The organism is Streptomyces sp. NPDC093149, from assembly GCF_044754145.1.
Taxonomy (GTDB): Bacteria; Actinomycetota; Actinomycetes; order Streptomycetales; family Streptomycetaceae; genus Streptomyces.
In genome coordinates this window covers 20,575-40,118 of record NZ_JBIVON010000033.1, presented here as the reverse complement: position 1 = coordinate 40,118, position 19,544 = coordinate 20,575, and the positions used below count along the sequence as shown (strand labels likewise).

At 69.5% G+C, this 19,544-nt stretch carries 13 protein-coding genes; 7 read left to right on the top strand and 6 right to left on the bottom strand.

The window, feature by feature from the left end:
- Positions 1-498: 498 nt before the first annotated feature.
- Positions 499-1,092: a TetR/AcrR family transcriptional regulator gene (locus ACIQCZ_RS39730; RefSeq protein ID WP_376294315.1), complete on the top strand. Its 594-nt coding sequence runs from the start codon at positions 499-501 to the stop codon at positions 1,090-1,092.
- Position 1,093: 1 nt separating this feature from the next.
- Here ACIQCZ_RS39730 and ACIQCZ_RS39725 read toward each other — a convergent pair whose 3' ends face one another.
- Positions 1,094-3,139 (bottom strand): discoidin domain-containing protein, encoded by a 2,046-nt coding sequence (locus tag ACIQCZ_RS39725; RefSeq protein ID WP_402290693.1) that lies wholly within the window; start codon positions 3,137-3,139, stop codon positions 1,094-1,096.
- A 569-nt stretch (positions 3,140-3,708) separates the two neighbouring features.
- Between ACIQCZ_RS39725 and ACIQCZ_RS39720 the strand changes: the two genes are divergently transcribed.
- From ACIQCZ_RS39720 to ACIQCZ_RS39695, 6 genes are all read left to right on the top strand, one after another.
- Positions 3,709-3,948, top strand: coding sequence for a hypothetical protein (locus tag ACIQCZ_RS39720; RefSeq protein WP_402290691.1), 240 nt, complete (start codon positions 3,709-3,711; stop codon positions 3,946-3,948).
- 11 nt (positions 3,949-3,959) lie between these two features.
- The gene (locus ACIQCZ_RS39715) at positions 3,960-4,184 is read left to right on the top strand and encodes a hypothetical protein (protein WP_402290689.1); all 225 of its coding nucleotides are present in this window, start codon (positions 3,960-3,962) and stop codon (positions 4,182-4,184) included.
- A gap of 720 nt (positions 4,185-4,904) precedes the next feature.
- Positions 4,905-5,309: a CU044_2847 family protein gene (locus ACIQCZ_RS39710; protein WP_402290687.1), complete on the top strand. Its 405-nt coding sequence runs from the start codon at positions 4,905-4,907 to the stop codon at positions 5,307-5,309.
- 29 nt (positions 5,310-5,338) lie between these two features.
- Positions 5,339-9,679 carry a trypsin-like peptidase domain-containing protein gene (locus ACIQCZ_RS39705; protein WP_402290686.1) on the top strand — a complete coding sequence of 1,447 codons (4,341 nt, stop codon included), beginning with the start codon at positions 5,339-5,341 and terminating at the stop codon, positions 9,677-9,679.
- A 223-nt stretch (positions 9,680-9,902) separates the two neighbouring features.
- Positions 9,903-14,291, top strand: coding sequence for a serine protease (locus tag ACIQCZ_RS39700; protein ID WP_402290683.1), 4,389 nt, complete (start codon positions 9,903-9,905; stop codon positions 14,289-14,291).
- A gap of 559 nt (positions 14,292-14,850) precedes the next feature.
- Complete coding sequence (locus tag ACIQCZ_RS39695; RefSeq protein WP_402290696.1) at positions 14,851-15,027, top strand: hypothetical protein; 177 nt, start codon at positions 14,851-14,853, stop codon at positions 15,025-15,027.
- 417 nt (positions 15,028-15,444) lie between these two features.
- Here ACIQCZ_RS39695 and ACIQCZ_RS39690 read toward each other — a convergent pair whose 3' ends face one another.
- The 5 genes from ACIQCZ_RS39690 to ACIQCZ_RS39670 form a co-directional block, all read right to left on the bottom strand.
- Complete coding sequence (locus ACIQCZ_RS39690; RefSeq protein WP_402290682.1) at positions 15,445-17,223, bottom strand: ABC transporter ATP-binding protein; 1,779 nt, start codon at positions 17,221-17,223, stop codon at positions 15,445-15,447.
- Positions 17,224-17,464: 241 nt separating this feature from the next.
- A complete protein-coding gene (locus tag ACIQCZ_RS39685) occupies positions 17,465-17,908 on the bottom strand; it encodes a hypothetical protein (RefSeq protein ID WP_402290679.1) in 444 nt (147 codons plus the stop codon).
- Positions 17,896-18,423 (bottom strand): S26 family signal peptidase, encoded by a 528-nt coding sequence (locus tag ACIQCZ_RS39680; protein ID WP_402290676.1) that lies wholly within the window; start codon positions 18,421-18,423, stop codon positions 17,896-17,898. The genes ACIQCZ_RS39685 and ACIQCZ_RS39680 overlap by 13 nt, the downstream gene beginning before the upstream one ends.
- Positions 18,420-18,995 (bottom strand): MauE/DoxX family redox-associated membrane protein, encoded by a 576-nt coding sequence (locus ACIQCZ_RS39675; RefSeq protein WP_402290674.1) that lies wholly within the window; start codon positions 18,993-18,995, stop codon positions 18,420-18,422. The genes ACIQCZ_RS39680 and ACIQCZ_RS39675 overlap by 4 nt, the downstream gene beginning before the upstream one ends.
- Before the next feature lie 203 nt (positions 18,996-19,198).
- Positions 19,199-19,351 (bottom strand): hypothetical protein, encoded by a 153-nt coding sequence (locus ACIQCZ_RS39670; protein WP_402290671.1) that lies wholly within the window; start codon positions 19,349-19,351, stop codon positions 19,199-19,201.
- Between the last annotated feature and the right edge of the window lie 193 nt (positions 19,352-19,544).

Here is a 19,544-nt window from a genome sequence, read left to right as displayed (position 1 = left end):
CACACGCCCCGCGGCCCGGAACGAGCAGCACGCCCACCACAACAGAAAAAACCCACCCACAGCCCACCACCACCCAAAAGAAAGACCACCGCCAAAACAGACAGCCCTGCCACCCCCTTGCAGCCGGACGTCGGTACACACGGACCCACAGACCCGCGCCAGGCACTCCGGCAACATACAGACCGCCAAGAGGCACTGTCACAGCCGTGGCATACAGACCGCCAAGGGGGCCCGGGCGCCGCCGCTCTATGTGCAGGCATCCGCTGCCCCGGGCACCCAAGGCATCCGCCCGGCGCCCACGAGGCCGCCACCACTTAGCGGCAAGACCATCCGCGCGATCTGCTCAAGGGCCTCACGGGCCAGGGTTGCAGCAGGCATAACGGACCTCACCACTCGAGCACCGCCGTGAAGCCACCCGGCACCACTGCGGTCCTCAAGAAGGAATTAGGGGCACCCCTCCCGCGGCGTATGCTTGCGCCGGTCAGGGGAGGAGGCGCCATGGGGCGAATGCCGTCGGCGCAGCGGCGCAGGCAACTGGTCGAGGCCGCGATCCGGGTGATGGCCCGCGACGGCGTCGCGAAGACCACGACGCGGTCCGTCGTGGCGGAGGCGGGTGTCTCGCTGAGCGTTTTCCACTACTGCTTCGACTCCAAGCAGGAGTTGCTCGAAGCGGTGATGGACACCATCTCCGAGCACTCCGAGTCGGATGTGCTCACCACTCTCATCCGCAGGCCCACTCTGCGCGAGACGATCCGCGCCGGGCTCCAGGCGTACTGGGATCACGTGCTGGCCAATCCCGGCGAGCACATGCTGACGTACGAACTCACCCAGTACGCCCTGCGGGAGCCCGGCTATGAGCATCTCGCCCGACGGCAGTACGAGCGCTATCTCACGGCACACACCAAAGTGATCCGTCAGCTCCCCTCGGTCCTCGGCGTGGAGCTGACGGTGCCCGAGCCCGCGGCCGCCAGGTATCTGGCCGCGCTGACCGACGGGCTCACCCTCAACTTCCTCGTGCTGGGCGACGAGGAGAAGGCGGGCGACGTACTGGACATCGTCGCGGACCAGATCCTGACGTTGGTGCGGGAGTAGGTCAGCGGCTGTACACCGCTGCCTCGTTGATCGAGTAGCCGTACTTGGTAGCCCGCGTCACGCCTTGGATACGGACGTACCGCGCCTGCACCGGGCTGAACACCGCGTTGTCCAGGCCTCCGTCCCCGCTGTCCGTGGACCACACGGTCCGCCACGTGGTCCCGTCGTCCGAGACCTCGATCCGGTAGGCCCGCGCATAGGCCTGTTCCCAGTCCAGGGAGACCTTGCCGACCGTACGGGAGCTACCCAGATCGAGCCGCAGCCACTGGTCGTCCGACCAGCCGCTCGCCCATCTCGTGCCGGTGTCGCCGTCCACAGCCTTCTCGGCGGCGTAGCTGGTGAACGGGTTCCACTCCGTTTCACCCGCGCTCGCCGCGGCGCCCGCGGCGAGGTTGGGTGCGGGCTTGTGGAGTTCGGTCGCCTTCCAGGTGCGGAGGTAGGACTCCGCGCCGTCGAGCAGGTCCTGCACGGTGTCCTTGCCGCCGCTGAGCCGGATCTGCTCGATCCAGTCGGGCACCATCCCGACGTGGGCCGCACCGTCGGTGTTGAAGTCCCAGGTGCGCTGGCCGGTTTGCTGACGCTCGATGACGGAGCCGCCGTCGGCGCTGCGGAAAGGATACTTGACCGCGTTGGGGGCGCTGGGTCCGACCGGTCCCGGCCAGCCGCCGACGCCGTTCATGTCGGTGCCGTAGCCGACTCCGACGCCGTACTTCTGGCGCAGCGCCCTGGTGGCGGCGGATTCCTTGGCGAAGCTGTCGGCGCTGGACATGTACGCGGCCTTGAAGCCGCCGAGGCGGTAGACGCGCTCCAGCCAGCCGTCGTCCATCCAGCTGTGGCTGGAGAGCACGCCGGGGTAGTTGGCCGACTCCAGCAGGTCCAGGGCGCGGCTGGCTGCCTTGACGCTCATGTGGTCGGCCTCGAACATCATGTTGCGCTTCATCAGCCCCTTGACGGCGTACTCGCCGAGGCGGGTCAGCCCACGGGTGTTGCACTGCGCGCTGCTGTCGTATGCGGGCACCTTGGTGCCGGCGGGCAGCAGCTTGGTCACCTCGGCCGGGGCGGCCACGTTACCGGCGGGGTTGTCGTGCTGCGGACCGCTGCACTTCTCCGTACTCCAGAAGGTGCCGGTGGAGAGGAACTGGCCGATGTTCACGGCCGTTCCGATGGTGCCGGAGTCCATCCGCACCCCGCACAAGGCGTTGTCGAACTTGTGGCACAGGAACATGCTGCGCACGCCGAGCTTGTACAGCTCGTCCAGACCTCTGTCGATGTCGGCCTGGCTGCACTGGGGGACGTCGAGGATCTGCTTGCAACCGAAGGGCTCCGAGGTCTCGACGCCGAGCACCACAGCGAGCTTGCCCTCCGCGACGACCTGGCGGGCCTGGGTGGAGTCGGTGACGATACGGAAGAAGCCCTTACCCGTTCCGCCGTAGATCTTGTCGATGTAGTCCTGCATCTCATAGGTCTTGCGGGCTTCGAGACGGATGGCGTCCATTTCGTTGCAGCCGCGGTCCCTGACGTAGATCGAGCACAACAGGCCGTTGGTGACCAGGTCGTTGACCAGGATCCGCTGGCCGCCGCGCCAGGCGCGCTCCAGCCACGCGTAGTAATTCTGCTGATGGCTCAGGGAGTTGTGGGCGGGCCAGGACTTGAACGTCGGCCAGCCCACCGGGTCGTGGTGGCCGTCCGAACCACCGGTGACGTTCTCGAAGAGGGCGAGCGAGCCGTCGGGATAGTGCTCGGGGCAGTCCGCGAGGGCGTCGGCGATGCCCGCTTCGGAGAACGGCTTGCCGCAGATTATGCGGCCGCCGAAGCCCTCGTTGGACATCACGTGATTGTGCGCGTCGACGAAGCCACGGACCCGGCCCTGACTGTCCGTGCCCCGGAAGGGTTCGCCGGTGACGTTGATCTGTGAATCGGCGGTCGGCCGCGCCGTGGGCTCCCACCAAGGGGTGTCGGCTCCGACGGCGGGCGGGGAGCCCACGCCGAGAGCCAGCAGGAGGGTGACGACAACGGCAAACAGTCCACGTCTGCGGAGGAGGGTCATCCGGGCTACCTTCGCTGTCCGGGATGGGCGCGCGCCAACTTACTCGCGCGTAGGTCCCGTCGAGGATGGCGCGGACCTGACAATGCGTCAAGAGTCCGGGACAGATGACCTATTCGATATCCCGTCAACTCGGTCGGCTGAAGAAAGCCCTCTCGGGACGGCCTGCCTTCGAGGCCGGGGAACTCACGCAATGGCACCTCGCGCAAGCGGGCGCCGGCCGATGTCGGTGGGGGGTGACATTGGGGGCGCTTCCCGCGCTCCGAACGTGAACGGGACGGCCTCCACGTTCCATGGCTGCGGCACGATCTTCAGAGCGCCCACCACCGGAGCGACGAGCAGCATCCAGCGCATGAACGGTCCCGAACATTTGATCAGCGCCTTGGCCCCGGCAGCCGAACGGCTCCGGAACCCCTCCCCCTACGACGCACTGACGGCCCGCACACCAGCCGCCCACTCTTTGCGCGACCGTCACCTCGGCCCACTTTCCTCAAGCCCGGGTCCTCTTGAATACTCCGTCTACCTCTCTTCAAGGACGGACATCACCGACACAACAGGAGGACCTCACAGCAATGACCGAAATCAATCGGCGTCACTTCCTTCAAGTCGCCGGAGCCACTTCGGGGTTCGTCGCCCTGTCCGGCGTCCAGCGCTACCAACCCTTCTTCACCGACCAGCCCGCCGCAACCCTGCGGGCCGAACGGGAACACCGGCACCACGCAGTGATCGAGCAGGTCATAGCGGACACCAAAGCCGGTGCCCAGGCCCACCTGCCCTCGGGGCGCTTCCACGCCGACGTGGCCTGGCTGTGACCCTCTGGGCGATGACCTACAACCTGCTACGGGCCGCTGGAGCGTCGGCCTCTTCCTTCCACACCAAGGCCACCACCGTCATCTTGCGTACTCACCTGGTCCACGTTCCCGCCCGGATCGCCAGCTCATCCCGGCGCCTCACCCTGCACCTACCACAGCAATGGCCCTCGCAAGACGCGTGGACACAGCTGTTCGCCACCGTCCACGCACCGCCCGAGAAACTCTCACGTCACTGACCACCCCGCCCGCCAGGGCCCGACCGGATCCGAAGCGTGGAAAAGCTGGGCAGACCAAAGACGCACCCTGCCCACACTCGACCGACAACCCAAGAACCCGCCACGAAATCTCCCGGAGATCATTTCCAAACCGCATCGATGGATCGAGACCAAGCTCGGTGAAGGCCCGCTCGACGAAAGCGCGGAGCTTGGTGAGGGCGGAGTGGCCTGCTTCTCCCAGCCGTTGTTGCCTTTGCCCTTCCGGAGCTTTGGCCGGGGTACGGACCGTGCTGCCGGCGCCCTGGTGGCCGGAGTCGGTGGTGGTCTCCACGTCGGCCCGGTGACGGCATCGACGATGCCGTCGACGCGGGCGGCGGTCAAGTCGTGGGTGTGAGCCGGGGGGGGCTTCGCCGAGGTACAGCAGGACGCTGCCGGTGCTGGTCAGGCCTTGGACGTTCACGCCGTGGTCGTGGTGCTTGCCGCTGCGCAGCGGGTCGGGGTTCGCCTCCGTGGCCAGGGCGGCGCAGCGCCAGGTGGGATGCGTGTGCCGTCGAGCCGCAGGGGGCGGTCCTCGCCCGCCTCCTCCAGGGTGGGCGCGAGCGGAGCCAGGGTCGCGATACCTTGGTTGACGTACCGCCAGATCGGTACGCTGCGAGGATGGTTCGAGGCGGTTCGGCCCCGACATGCGGTCGAATCAGTAGGGTACGGAGCCGGCGTGGCAGGTGTCGCGAAGGGGGAAGCATGACGTACCTGGTCGAGTTGCCCGTGTCCGGGGCGGGCGGCGCGAGAACGGGTGGCGAGGGGGCGGGATCCGCTCCGTCGGACGCGACCGACATCGTCAAGGTCCAGATCGACGAGGTCGCGGACGGGCTGGTGCAGGTCGCGCGTCCCGGGCAGGTCGTGGCGCGGGCGACCCGGTCGCTGAACGATATGCTCGCCGGGATCCGGCCGGTCGCGGAGAACTTCGTCGACGGATTCCGTGACATGGCACGGCAACCCGACGAGATTGGCGTCGAGTTCGGCCTGTCCCTGTCGGCTGAGGCGGACGTGGTGATCTCCCGGACGACCGGTCAGGCCAACTTCAAGGTCACCCTGACCTGGCGCAATCCATCGTCCGGCGAACCGGCAGCGGACGCGGCCGGATGACGGTGCCCGCATTACCGCCGGAGCGTCCGGTGGGCCCGGGCCTGCAGTCCCTGGACGCGGCCGTACTGCGTGTCCGCGACGGCCGCGGGCAGCCTGTCGGGGTTGCCTTCCTGGTCTCCGACACGCTCGCCCTGACCTGCGCGCACGTGGTCCATGCGGCCCTGGGCACGACGGGGGACGCGGCGCCTCCCGCTTCCGCCCGGATCCAGGTCGACCTTCCCCTCGTGCCCGGGCTGCAGCGCGACGGTGGCGCGCCTGCGACGACGGCCGGCGTCGAGCACTGGGTGCCGCCGCGGGCGCCCGACGGGGGATCCTCGGTGCCCTCCGCGCCCGCTGAGTCCTCCGTGCCCGCCACGCGCAACGATGCCGTGGAGCCCGCCGATGTCGCCGTGCTTCGGCTGGAGGCGCCGCTTCCGGGAGCGGCACCGGCGCGGTTGGTGGACGCGGACGAGTTGTGGGGGCACCCGGTGCGGGCGTTCGGGCTGCCCACCGGCCGTCCTGGCGGGGTCTGGCACGCGGGGGTGTTGCGGGGTCGGCAGGCCGACGGCTGGGTGCAGGCCGATCTCGCCGGCAACGGCTATCCGGTGTCCCGGGGCTTCAGCGGCGGCCCCGTTTGGGACGACCGGCTGTCGGGCGTGGTCGGCATGGTCACGGTAGCCGAGTCCGGACAGCCGCCCGTCAGTTACCTGATCCCCACCAGCAAACTGCTGGCCGCCCGGCCCGAGCTGCGCGCGGTCACGCTGCCGCAGTCGCCGTTCCGGGCTCTCTCGGCATTCCAGGAAACGGACGCGGCGATCTTCCACGGCAGGCGGGCCGAAAGCGACGAGATGGCGCGGACACTGGCCGCCCAGTGCCTGGTCACCGTCGTAGGACCGTCGGGATCCGGCAAATCGTCGCTGGCCCTGGCCGGTGTGGCGCCACGGCTGCGCGCGGAAGGCGCCCAGGTGGTTGTGATACGGCCGGCGCCCGGCAGCAGCCCGCTCACTGCCTTCGCGGCAGCGATGCTGCCGCTGCTGGAACCCGACCTGCCCGAGGCCGGGCGCCCCGAGCGGATCGCGGAACTCGTCGAAGTGCTGCGCCGCCACGGCCCGGCGGACGTCGTGGCCCGGCTGCTCCAGCTGCGGCGCAGCAGCCGACTGCTCGTCCTGGTCGACCAGTTCGAGGAGGTCCTCGGCCTGGGACCGGACGCCGTCGACGAGCTGGCCGATCTGCTTACGGGCGACACGCTGCCCGGCACCGTCCGCGTACTGATCACGCTGCGCGCCGACTTCCTGGAGCCGGTGCTGGCCCATCCGCGGTTCGGCCCGGAGATCGGCGGACACCTGCACGCGCTCGCCCCGCCGGCCCCCGAATGCCTGCGCGAGATCGTGACCGTACCCGTGGAGGCCGTCCCGGGTGTGTCCTACGAACCCCATCTCGCCGAGCGCATCCTCGCCGACACAGACCCAGGACCGGGCCGACTGCCGCTCCTCGGCCTCACCCTCGACCTGCTGTGGCAGCGTCAGCAGGGCGGCCTGCTGACACACCGGGCGTACGAAGAACTCGGCGGTGTCACCGGCGCGTTGGGCGAGCACGCCGACCGGGTCTGGGAAACGTGCGTGCCGCCCGGGGACGAAGAAGCGGCCAGACGGCTGTTCACCCGGCTCGTCCGGGTCCCGGTCGGCACGCCCGCGCCCATCCGGCGGATGGCGCTGCGCACCGAACTGAGCGCCGATGAGTGGCAGATCGCGCAGCGGCTCGCCGGGACAAGGCTGTTGGTGACCGGCCGTAACGTCGAGGGCACCGAGACCGTGGAACTCGCGCATGAGGCGCTGATCAGAGACTGGGGCAAACTGGCCGACTGGACCACCGAGGACCGTGCCTTCCTGGAGTGGCGGGCCACTCTGCAACAGGACATAGACCGATGGGAGCACGCCGAGCGTCCCTCGCAGTTACTTCCGACGCCCCTGCAGCTCGCCGGTTCCGAACAGTGGCTGAGCAACCGCGGCGAAGAGCTGACCGATGCCGAACGGCACTACCTGGACGCCGGCCGCGCCCACCGCCGCACGACGGCCCGTCGGCGACGGACGGTGCTCTCGGCCGTCAGTCTCGTCGCGGCACTGGTCCTGGTGGCACTGTCGTTGCTCTACGCCACGCGGGAGGAGAGCCGGGAACGCGCGGCGGAGGCTGCCTCTCGCGCCCTCGCGGTGGCCGCGGAGGATGACACGCGCACCGAACCCGCCCTCGGCGTGCTCAAGGCGCTGGCCGCCCACCGTACGGCGCCGACGCCGGAGGCCCGCAACGCACTTTTGCGGCAATACCTGCGGTACCAGGGCTACGGCCGGGTGCTGTCCGGTGTACTGGGCACGGTCAGGGAAGTCACCACCAGTGAGACCGGTGACGTCGTGCTGGCCACCTCGCAACTGGGCCGGGCCGTCCTGTACGTCGGTGCCGCCTCCGGGCAGGTGCGCAGCGCCCAGGTGCCCTCGACCGGGCAGGTCCTGGGCGTCGCGGTGTCCGCGGACGGCAAGCGCGGCGCCTACGTCCAGGCGGACGGCAAGGCCGTGTGGTTCGAGGTGGACACCGACGCCGCAGACCTCCTCGGCCCGATGCACCGGCTGCCCGACGCGCCGGACGGCGCCGACATCAGCTGGGAATCCTCGGTACGCCCCGCGATGTCGGCGGACGGCCGTGTGCTCGCCGCGCGCGTCCGGGGCCGCCTGGTGTGGTGGAACCTGGACCGTGGCACCCTCGCCGGTGACGTGCCTGCGCCCCACGACATGAATACCGCCCTGTGGTTCGGCCCGGACGGGCGGACGCTGCTGACGAAGGTCTACACGACGTCGGGCGCGCAGGCCCTGAAGTCCGTCGACATGGGCACCGGCCGCATCACGCAACTCCTGTCCGAGGCCAAGGAGATCCTCCTGTCCGGTGACCGCCGCACCGCGGTCGCGTGCCGTGCAGAGGGCAAGCAGTACGTCGTGAGCCGCCATCGGACCTTCGACGGCGCCGGGATCGGCCGCCCCTACCAAGAGCGGGACAAGGAATACATCACGGACATATGCACTGTGGACGCCGTCGACGCGACCGGGCGGCGCATCTCGCTCCGATGGGGTGACGGACTGCGCGTCGTGGACCTGAACAGGGGAGAGACGATCTCCTGGGTGCCGCTGCCGGGATCCGCCAGGCAGCTCATGCCCGCCCACGTCCTCGCGGAGTCGCACGGCAGGCTCTACTACGTGGGCCATCAGGAGTCGGTGATCGCCTTCATGGAACTGACCCCGGGCAGTCGGCTGCCCGAGGCCGCTCAGCAGCGGCTCACCGCCGACGGGAAGCGGACGATCACCGTCCTGGAGGATGGCTCCCGCATGGAACTGCGCCCAGCCGACCCGAGGCGAAGAGGGCAGATCCTCGCACGGGCGGCCCGCGCGAAGCCGTACTGGGTGCCCGACGAGACCGACCTGCCCGTCTTCGACGGCACCGGCAGGCTCGTCGCCGACCGCGAGTCCGTCGGCACGGTGGTCGTCCGTGACACGTCGACCCTGCGGAAGGTGGCCACCGTGACCGCCGTCCGGCCGCCGAGGATCCGGCCCGGCCCCCGACAGGCCCGGGACCTGGACGTCAGTGGGGCGCTCAGCTGGCACGCCAAGATGTACGAGTTCCGCTACTTCTTCGACCACACAGGCCGCCTGCTGACGGTCTCCGGCACCGTCGTCCAGCAGTGGGACCCGCGCACGGGCCGGCAGACCGCCCGCTTCGACGCCGGCGCGCTGCGCCCCAATGACCCGGACGCACGCATGACGATCGCCCCATACCCGGACCGGAACCAGATCTCCGTGATCGTGCGGGGGCAGCCTGGCATCCGCGTCGTCGACATCACGGACGGACGCGTCACAGCCCGCATACACACCGAGGGCGATGTCCGCTCCGCCCAATTCAGCGCCCATGGAGAGTACTTCGCGGTCATGCGCCGTGACACGGGACTCGAGGTGTGGCAGCGCGGGAACCCAGGGCACAAGGTGATCGGCCCGCTGAGCACCGTCGGCGAGAGCAGCGTCACCGCGTACCGCGCCGTCTTCCTCGACGACGGTCGCTTCCTGATCGCCGCCGACGACGCCGTACGCACCTACCGGATCGGTCAGCGGGGCTACGACGACGCGTACCTGTTCGCCGATTCGACCCTCGGGACGGGAGATTACTCGTTCCCGGACGTGTCCGAAGACGGGAAGACCGTGCTCCAGGCCGCTTCTGACAAGACCGTCAGCACCCTCATCCTCGATCCGGAGCTGTGGAGACGGGAGTTGTGCCGAATCATCGGCGACCGTGCGTTCACGGCGGACGAACGCGACGACCTTCCGGCGGAGGCTAAGACATGGCAACTGTGCTCGTAGCGTCGGGTGTTGTCCGGCGAGCAGGGACGAAGTGGTCTGAGCGAGGGGGGCGCATGGCGTATCCGGTCGAACTACCCGTGGCTGCGCCCGGTGGCGCCGGGTATGCCGCACCGCGGAGCCTGACCCTCGCGGCCGAAGCGGACCTGGGGATCTCCCGGCCCCCCGCGCAGGCCGGCTTCATGGTGACCCTGACCTGGCATCGGCCGTCGGACCGGGCGGCGCGATGACGTCGGCGCCGGGACCGGAACGGCAGTCGGCAGGCATCGGCCCGAAGGCCCTGGACAGAGCGCTGCTGCGCATCCTGGACGCGCGGCGGCAACCTGTCGGCGTGGGCTTCATGGTGTCCGAAACGGTCGCCCTGACCTGCGCGCACGTGGTCTCCGCCGCCCTCGGCACGTCGGCCGGCACGCCACCGGAACCCGGCACGCGCCTCTCGGTCGACCTGCTTCTCGTGCCCACCGTGCCGCATGCGGACGCGACCGTCGAACTGTGGGTGCCGCCGCGGGGGACGGGCGGTGCGGCTTCCGGTGCCGCCGATGTCGCCGTGCTGCGGTTCGCGGCTCCGTTGCCCGGTGCAGGACCGGTGCGGTTGGTCGACGTGGACGAATCGGCCGACGCAACCGCCGACGATGCGGCGGACGGGCTGTGGGGGCACCCGGTGCGGGCGTTCGGGCTGCCGGCCGGGCGCCCCGGTGGGGTGTGGCACGCGGGGGTGTTGCGGGGTCGGCAGGCCGACGGCTGGGTGCAGGCCGATCTCGTCGGCGACGGTTACCCGGTGTCGCGGGGCTTCAGCGGCGGGCCGGTGTGGGACGACCGGCTGTCGGGTGTGGTCGGCATGGTCGCGGTGGCGGAGTCCGGGCAGCCGCCCGTCAGTTACCTGATCCCCACCAGCGGTCTGGTGGCCGCCTGGCCCGAACTGGGCCCACTCGTACGGCCTCCCGCGCCGTTCCGCGGACTCGCCGCCTTCGAGGAGGCTGACGCGGCGGTCTTCTACGGCAGGCGGAACGAGAGCGACAGGATCGCCCGGGCGCTCGACGAGCAGCAATGGGTCACTGTCGTGGGCCCATCAGGTTCCGGCAAGTCGTCGCTGGCGCTCGCCGGTGTGGCGCCACGGCTGCGTGCGCGTGGAGCCTGCGTCGTCGTCATGCGGCCCGCGTCCGGGAGCAGCCCCCTCGCGGCCCTCACCTCCGCACTGCTGCCGCTGCTGGAACCCGGCCTGCCCGAGACCCGCCGACTGGCACGCATACCCGAACTGTCCGACGAACTGCGCCACTATGGCCTAGCCGGCACGACTGACCGCCTGTTCGAACTCCAGGGTGGCAGTCAACTCCTTGTTGTCGTTGACCAGTTGGAGGAGCTTCTGTCGCAGCCCGCAGACGCCGTGCGCGAACTGACCAACGTGCTGTTCGCCGCTGACGCCCTGCCGCCCGCCGTCCGCGTGCTCGCCACCCTGCGCGCCGACTTCCTCGAACCCGTCCTCGGCCATGCGCACCTCGGACCCGTCACCGGCCAGCATCTGCACGCCCTCGGACCGCTCGGCGAGAACGGTCTCCGCGACATTGTCACCACCCCCGTCGAAAGCCTCCCCGGCGTCTCCTACGAGCCCCATCTCGCCGAGCGCATCCTCGCCGACACCGGCACCGAACCGGGCGCGCTGCCGCTCCTCGCCCTCACTCTCTACCTGCTGTGGCAGCGGCAGGAGCACGGCGTGCTCACACACCGCGCGTACGACGAACTCGGCGGTGTCACCGGCGCGCTCGGCAACCACGCCGACCGGGTCTGGGCCGAACACGTGCCGCCGGACGACGAGGCAACCGCCCGCCGGCTGTTCACCCAGCTCGTCCGGTTGCCGCTCGGCGCCGCTGCGGCCACCCGGCGCCTCGCTCGGCGCGGCGACCTCAGCGAGGACCAGTGGCGCATCGCCCAACGCCTCGCCACGCACGCCCGGCTCCTCGTCACCGACCGCAGCGCCGAGGGCACCGAGACCGTGGAGCTCACGCACGAGGCGCTGATCGGCGAGTGGGATAGGCTTGCCGCGTGGGTGGCCGAGGACAGGTCCTTCCTCGGCTGGCGGGAGACCGTACGGCACGAAATGGAGCGCTGGCAGGAGGCGGACCGTGCCCCCGAACACCTGCCAACCACCGCGGCGACGATCGGCGCCGAACAGTGGCTCCCGCGGCGTGCCGCGCTCCTGAGCGAGGCTGAGCAGGACTATCTGAAGGCCGGCCGGACCCACCGTCGCGCCCGCACCCGTCGGCGGCGGGCTCTGTTCTCCGGTCTGGCCACGGCCCTGGCGTTCGCCCTGGTGCTCAGCTTGCTCTATGTCGTCGAACGCCGCAGCAGCCAGGAACGCGCCGCCCTCGGTGCCTCCCGTGCCCTCGCACAGGCCGCGCAGGAGTCGACAGTCACCGACCCGGCCCGCGCCGCGCTGCTCTCCCTCGCCGCCTACGACATGTCTCCCACCCAGGAGGCCAAGAACGAACTGCTGCGCCAGTACCTCCAGTACTCGGAGTACGACCGGGTGCTATCCGCTGACCTCGAAGACACCGTCTTCGACAAGAGCCGCAACGGCGACGTGGTCCTCGCGGCGTCCAAGCGCTCCGGAGCCACCCTGTTCGTGCACGCCCTGACCGGACCGGTACGCACCGTGCGGGTGCCGTCCACCGATGAGGTCCAGTACGTCATGGTGTCCGCCGACGGGAAACGCGCCGCCTACGTCCAGGACGACGGCAAGGCCGCATGGTTCGAGGTACGCCCCGATGCGAAGCGGCCCGCCGGGCCGCTGCACCGGCTCCCCGATGCCCCTGGTATCGGTACGAACTGGAGCGACACCGTCACCCCCGCGATCTCCCTCGATGGGACGATGATCGTCGCCCACGTCCGCAAACGCATCGTCTGGTGGAACCTGGACAGCGGGCCGCACGGAACCCTCGCCGGGACTCTCCCGGCGCCGAAGGGCCTCGAGTTCAAATTGTGGCCGGCCCCTGACAACCGGACTCTGCTGGTCCCCGTCTACAAGCGGTTCCGCGACTTCGGCCGGGGCGAGAAGGGCAGCCTGCTCGCCCTCGACCTGGTGACCGGCAGGAGCCGGCTCGTGGTCCGCGCCGATGCCGACCAGATCCGCGTCTCCGGCGACCGGACCCGAGCCGTCCTGTGCCACGTGCGGGGCAAGACCACCGAAGTCACTGTCCACCGGGTCCGCGACGGCTCCCGGGAGGGCGTCGCCTACCGGGAACAGAACAAGGACTTCGCGTCCGGCGTCTGCACGGTGCAGTCCGTCGACAGTCCCGGCCTCCGGGTCGCCCTCAACTCCCTCACGGGCCTCACCGTCGTCGACATGCGCGACGGCAAGGTCCTCTCCCGCAACGGCCTGCCCGCCGCTGCCTCCTCACTGGCCAGGAGCAGCCCATGGCTCGTGGAGTCCGGCGGCAGGATGTACTACGTCCGCCACGACGAGTCGCTGATCGGTTTTGTCCAACTGCGCCCCGGCAACTGGTTCCTCGACGTCAGCCAGCAACTCCTCACGCACGACGGCAAGTACACGATCAGCGTCCTTTCGGACGGCTCCCGCATACAGATGCGCCACGCGAGCAAAGAGAGCGCCCGCGTGCTCGCTGATGTGCCGCGCCGCAAGCCCCACTGGGTGCCCCGCCCCACCGAACCCCTCGCCCTCGACCGCACCGGACGGCTCGTCGCCGACCGCGAGGGCACGAACATCGTCACCGTCCGCGACGCCACCACCCTGCGCCGCACCACCACCGTCACCACCGCCGATCCCCCACGACTGCCCGACTCGCAGCCGATCGAGGACATCGCTGACGGCGACGCCTCAGACGCACGGCCGAGGTATGGCTTCAACTACTTCTTCGATCGCGGTGGGAAACTGGTCACCGTCTCCGGAACCGTCGTCGAACAGTGGGCCCCCCGCACCGGCAGGCGACTCGCACGCTTCGACGCCGCGACGGTCCGCTCCCGAGCCGGAGGCGACAAGGACGCGGATCTGATGATCGGACCCTACTCGGCCGCGAACCGGGTCACCGTCACCGTCCGGGACCGGCCCGGCATCCACGTCGTCGACATCACCACCGGACGCACCATCGAGACCGTGAACACGGGCGACGACATCCTCGCCGCTCAATTCGACACCAGTGGCAAGTACTTCGCGATCCTGCGCCGAGGCTCGGTGTTCGAACTGTGGCGGCGCGGCGACCCGCCACACAAGGAGACCGGCCCGCTGCGCAGCATCGCCGAGTCTCCGTCCACACCGTTCGCCGCCACATTCCTGGACGGCGAGGGCCGCTACCTCCTCGCCGCGAACAACGCCGTACGCGTCTACCGGATCGGCAAGCCCGGCTACGAGACCTTCTACTCCTTCACCGGCCCACGCGACAGCGCACTCGACGGGCAACACTCCTTCATGGATGCTTCCAGAGACGGCAGCACCGTGCTCCATATCGGCCCCGACGGCATCGGCGGCCCGCTCCACCTGGCACCGGGCAGGTGGTACCGCGAGCTGTGCGACATTATCGGCGACCGGGAACTCACCCCGGAGGAAGTGGACGTGCTCCCCGCCGATCCGAGGACCCAGAGACCATGCGCCGAGGACGACTGAGATACGGCTGACCGGACCGCCGAGGAAATCCGTGACCAACGCGCCGTCACCCTCGCCGAGGCATACGCTCGCCACCCGAACGATTGGTCTCGATCCATCGATGCGTTTTCGAATTGCACCGTACCGAGATGTAGAGAGTCGACTGGTCCCGCGGGTCAGGCGCCAGATGGGTGGGGAGATCCACTGAGCAGGTGTGGGGTCACCCTCGAGTAGAGGGTGGCCGTTTTCAACGAGCCCTATCAGCGGCGGACATCTGTGTAAGGCCTCGCACTTACCCCTGGCGCGTACTGCTGACCTGGACGCTTTGCCGGGGCGCGGGGCTCTGCTGTGTGCGGGGCCGTCGCAACGTCATGACGCCACAGAGGCGCCCTTCGGGAGGAACCCCTCCACGCGAGCGGCAGCCGGGGCGGCAGCGAGAGTAGCGTACTCAGCACGGTACGGCGCACCAGGCGATGCCCCCCGAGGGCGCGGGTGCTCTCCGCCGAGAGAGAAACGGGCGAGGCGGAGTGGCCATCGGCCTGGAGATGGTCCCTCTGCCCCCAAGGGGCAACGGCCGTCCATGAAGGCGTACAAACTGCTGGCGAACCATACCGAAGAGATACGTCTCAGCGCGCCGACCTCCCTCTTCTTCGGCAGCACCCCCGCCCACTTCTGCGCCGCGAACGGCTGGGGCACTACCGCCCTCATGGACGGGCTCCTGAGCTACTGGCTCCTGGCTCCTGGCTCCTGGCGATAGGCATCACCACCTACCGCAGCGCCCACCGCGTCCCGCAGCAAGCCACAGTCTCGTAGAGGTCCTGACAAAGGCGTTGGACGTGGCGGTGGGTGATGAGGCAGCAGAACGTTTCACACAGCAAGGCCCGGATCCAGACCGCCGCAGCCCCGAGTGCTCCGGCGCCGTCGGCCCGCCACACCGTGCCCTCGCGGAGAGGACCTCGGCACGTATCCGGAGACGTCGGTACGGCTCACCTCCGCTCTCGCGAAGAGGACCGTGCACTCCCCTTTCGTCTCACGCTCGTTGGCCTTGCCCTCGGCTCCAACGGCGAGGACGAGGAGAAGGACAGCCACTGGGCCTCAGGTGGGACTGCTCTTTTGCCGCTGCCTGGAGCAGCCCCGGGCGCACGGAAAGCGCGGCCGTCGTAGTGCCGATCGCTCAGCCGCCCACCTGCCGGGCCGGATGTTCCTCTTTCCGCCCTGTCGGGCGCTCCTCCCGGTATCCATCGGCCTGGATGGTGAACAGCCGAGCGTAAGTACCGTCGTTGGCCAAGAGCTTGTTGTGGGTGCCTTCCTCGGTGATCCGGCCCTCGCAGAGCACCACGATCCAGTCGGCGTCACGGACTGCGCCGAGCCGATGTGAGATCAGCAGACTGGTCCGACCAACCCGGAAGCGGGTGAGCCGCAGGTGGAGATCGTGTTCAGCCTCCGCGTCCAATCCGGAACTCGGCTCATCGAGGATCAGCAGATCGGGGGACTTCCGCAGGAACGCCCGGGCCAGGGCGAGCCGCTGCCACTGCCCGCCCGAGAGCAGTGCGCCCGTGCCGGGGTCGTGGCCGCTGGTGAAGATCCTGCTCAGCAGGGTGTCAAAGCCGCGTGGCAACGCGTCGAGCATCCGGTCGACTCCGGCCTGCCGGGCCGCTGCCCGAAGCCGGGGCCGGTCATCGAGCGCCCGGACATCGCCGACGGCGATGTTCTCAGCGGCGGTCAGGTCATAGTGCATGTAGTCCTGGAACACCGCGCCGAGTCGGCGGCGCAGCTCCTGGGCAGGGACCTGGCGGATGTCGACGCCGTCCCACAGCACCGCGCCGCGGGTCGGCTCGTAGAACCGGCACAGCAGTTTGACGAGGGTGCTCTTGCCCGCTCCGTTGGAACCGACGAGGGCGACGGCTCGGCCGTGTGGGATGAAGAGGTTCACCCCGCGCAGCACCCAGGGATGGTGGTCGTCGTAACGGAACCACACGTCCCGTAACTCGATGCCCTCACGCAGCTCCGGCAGCCGGTGGGAGATGACTTGCGCGCCGCCCTGCAATACCGCAGGGTCCGGGTCGGTGCCGACAACGGCGAGGTAGTGGCGCATCATCAGCAGCAGATGGTGCAGGTCGGCCAGGGACCGGACGAGACTGGACAGAGCGGCCTGGATACCGGCGACTCCGGCGATGAACATCGAGACGTCACCGACCGTCAGCTCCCCACGTCGGGCCGCGAGTGTCGCCCAGACCAGTCCGAAGCCGCCGACTAGCGCACCGAGCAGGGCCAGACCGCCCTGCGTCGCCAGTTCGCGCCGCTCCACCGCCCGGCGCTCGGCGTCTGCGACGCGCCGTTCGGTGAGCATCCGGTCCCGGAAGAATCCGCCGGCGTCGAAGAGCCGGATCTCTTTGGCGGCGTCCAGGCTGGACAGCAGCAGCTGATAAAAGACCTCCCTGCGCTGCGCCGCGTTGATGCGCCAGTCGCTCAACGCCCGGCGACGGGAAAGTCTTAGCTCGGCCAACAACACCGGCAGCGTGGCGGCCAGCACCACAACGGTCATTGCCGGACTCACCACCCACAGGGCACCGACGAAGCCGGCCGTTGTGAGGACACCGCCGAGGATCCGCAGCCCGGACTGGACGGTGCCGCCGATCGCCTGGGTGCCCGCGGACTGGGCCATCCTCAGCCGGTCCTGGAAAGCGGGGTTCTCCAGCTGGGCCAGCCCACCGAAGGAGTTGACCACCGTGAAGAGCAGGTCCAATGCCGTCAGGCCCGCAGCCCGGCCCAGTTGGTTACCCATGTACGAGGTGAAGGGCGGCAGAAGCGCCGAGGCCAGGCCGAGCCCGGCGAGTGCGATGGCGAGTCCGAGAAGTGCGGCGCCGTCCACCCTGACTAAGCAATCCAGAACGAGCCGGGTCACCCAGGCCATGGCGACTGGCACCCCGGCCGCCGCCACTGTGAGAGCCACCAGGGCCGTCATGCCTCCACGCGCCGCGCGCCAAGCCGAGGTGACGGCCCCGCGGGCAGAGGCGAGCGCTTCCCCCGGACGAAGCCTCTCCTCAGGCTGGATCATGCGTCGGCCTTGACCGGTTCCGTCCGGCGGGGCGCCTCCTCCGCTCGGTGAGGCAGGGTCCGGCCGCTGCTTGCGACCCGCCCGCCTCGGCCCATCTCGACGTAGGCGGGCACACCGGTCAGAGCAAACGCGGCCGTCAGCTCGTCACCAAGGTCGCAGGTCTTAACCTAGCGACTGGCGCCAGCCGCTCCAGGTACGCACGGACGCCACTCCCCTCCCCCACGTTGTCCTTGTCCGCATCGCGCACCACTACTGCCAAGACCCGTTCGGGGCCGTACTCGCGGGCCCGCTCGGCCACCAGCGGCAGCAGTTCCTCGCAGGCCGGGCATCCCGGTGACATGAAGGTGACCAATTGCCCTTCCGACAGGTCGTCCCGGGTCAGGCTGCTGCCCTCAGTGTCGACCGCGGAGAAGGAGCCGACGGTGGCGCCGACGCCCAGGACCGAGCGGGGAACCTCCAGCGCCTTCCCGCCCACGTCGGCCACCTGCTCGCGTAAGCGCCGAACTATTCCATAGGTCAGCACCAGGTTGAGGACACAGAGCAGTCCAACGAGCACGACGCTCGCGATCATATAGTCCATGAGGGTTCGCCCTTTCGTATGACGAGGGACGGCCGTGCAGTGACGACCGGTCCCCGGTGGGGTTCGGCGCGCGGCAGGCGGCGGATGACGACACCGATGATCTGCTCATCGCGAAAGTAGCCGCAGAAGCGGGAGTCGAGGCTTTCATCCGGGTTATCGCCAAGCAGGACGATCCGGCCCTGCGGTACCTGTTTCTCGGGCAGGTCCCGCAGCGCGGGCGCGCCATCCCGGGGAACCGGGTCTCCCGGCACGGCCGCTGCCCGCTTGATCAGCCAGCGCGACGGACGGATCGCGCCCCAACGCCCTTCGGTGGGCGGTTTGGTGACAACGAGCCGCCCTGCGCTGATGGCGGCGAGCCGTGCGCGGTGAACCAACACACGGTCGCCATCGGCAAGCGTGGGCACCATGCTGGAGCCCTCCACCGTCACCACGAGGTAGCGGCTACGGATAAGCGCGGCCGCGATCAGGCAGGCCGTCGGCACGGTCCAGAGGACCGCCGTGGCCGCCGCCCTCATCGGGTCACCTTCGGAGCGGCGTCGACTCCGGTGTTTGTCACCCCGAAGAGATTCGCCAGATCGTCCAGGGTTACCGTGATCAGTGCGAGGACGGCCGCCACACCGGTGGTCAGCAGAAGCCGCGCGGACGGGGCGGAGTCAATGTGTGGTGTGTTCAGTGCCGCCGCTGTCCCGGCGATCGCCACCGTGACGAGGGCCAGGTTGCGTACCACGTGCCGGGGGGCGAGCCGCTCGTCACCGGCGCCGAAGCAGTGGCAGGCGGTGCTCACCCCGCGGCGCAGCGCCGCGACGAGTCCGACGGTGAAAGCCAGCAGCAGTACCGCAGCGAGGGCAAAGCCCGCAGCGACGGCCGCCGGAACGGCGAGCATGACGACGACCGCCGCCTCGGCCGTGACTACCGTCACGGCGACCGGGGCCGAGTGGCGCCGAAGGTCGGGCGCCAGCCGTCCCACCGCGTCACGGAAGTCCCGGAATGCGGCAGCTCCATGTGACTTGCTGAGGGCAGAACAGAGAAAGACCAGGCCGAGGAGAACCCGGCCGCCATCCACCACGTAGTTGACCGAATGATGCACCGGGTTCCCAACCTTCCACTAAGGCGGGGCGTCTGCGATGACGGACGCCCCGGCAGCCAGGTGCGCGAGCGATCCGTGTCCGGCTCGGCACTCCCGGGCGGGACACGGATCGCCTGTCCCCGAGGTCTGTCGGCAGCCCGGGGTGTCACGGATCGACTGGCGTGCGGTCAGCAGCCGCCACAGGTGATTCGCTGCCGGTCGTTTCACGGGTCGACCTCGTACAGGCCATTCCGGTTCGTGCCGCAGTAGTTCCTGAAACAGTTGTCGTACTGCCAGCACGAGAGAGCTGCGGCGGCCTTCTTCGGGGCCACCATGTCCAGCAGCCGTTCGGACACGGTCTGGAGTCGGATACGCATGAATGCTCCTGATCTCTGGTAGTGGTTCCGAAGGGTGATGCAGGTGGAACGCCGGCCTTCGCCGTGCCAGGAGCGCGCGGCTGGTCGGCACCACAGAGCATGCTGAGCGGGGCGGGGGCAGGCAACGGATCTCCGCTGTCCCGGACAGGAGCCGGACTGTCCGGGCAGGTCAGGCCCTTGTCCGGGGGGTGTC